This is a genomic window from Vibrio sp. 1401 (assembly GCF_033340295.1).
On sequence record NZ_JAWOWF010000462.1, the window covers coordinates 1 to 645 of the forward strand.

Annotated in this window: 1 protein-coding gene; it reads left to right on the forward strand. The window is 46.8% G+C overall.

The genetic code is table 11. From position 1 onward, the window contains the following. Positions 1-645: exopolysaccharide biosynthesis polyprenyl glycosylphosphotransferase (locus R7Z77_RS26240; RefSeq protein ID WP_318137164.1), on the forward strand; the 645-nt coding region annotated here is incomplete at both ends.

A 645-nucleotide genomic window follows, 5' to 3' on the forward strand; every position in this document is an offset into this window, starting at 1 on the left:
GACACCACAGCGAACACTTATCTGATCCCGGATTTCTTTACTTACAACCTGCTCCATTCTCGCTGGGATCAAATTGGTCAAGTTCAAACTCTCAGCGTGTTCGATACGCCTTTTGCTGGCGTTTCATCCTGGATTAAACGCTTCGAAGACATTTTGTTCTCTAGCATTATCTTAGTGTTGATATCACCAATCCTGCTTGCTATCGCCATTGGTATTAAGTTGACGTCAAAAGGCCCTGTAATATTTAAGCAGCATCGTTATGGTTTGGACGGTCGAAAAATCGAAGTTTGGAAGTTCCGCTCGATGACGACGATGGATCAAGGCCCAAACATCAAGCAAGCCACGAAAAACGACCCTCGTATTACTCCGTTTGGCGGTTTTCTACGTCGCACCTCATTAGACGAACTGCCGCAGTTTATCAACGTATTACAAGGCACTATGTCAATCGTTGGCCCTCGTCCTCATGCCGTTGCGCACAACGAAGAATATCGTCAGATTGTCGCCCGCTACATGTTGCGCCACAAAGTCAAACCAGGCATTACAGGTTGGGCTCAAATCAACGGCTATCGCGGCGAAACCGACACGCTCGATAAGATGGAAAAACGCGTCGAGTTTGATTTGGATTACATCCACCATTGGTCGGTT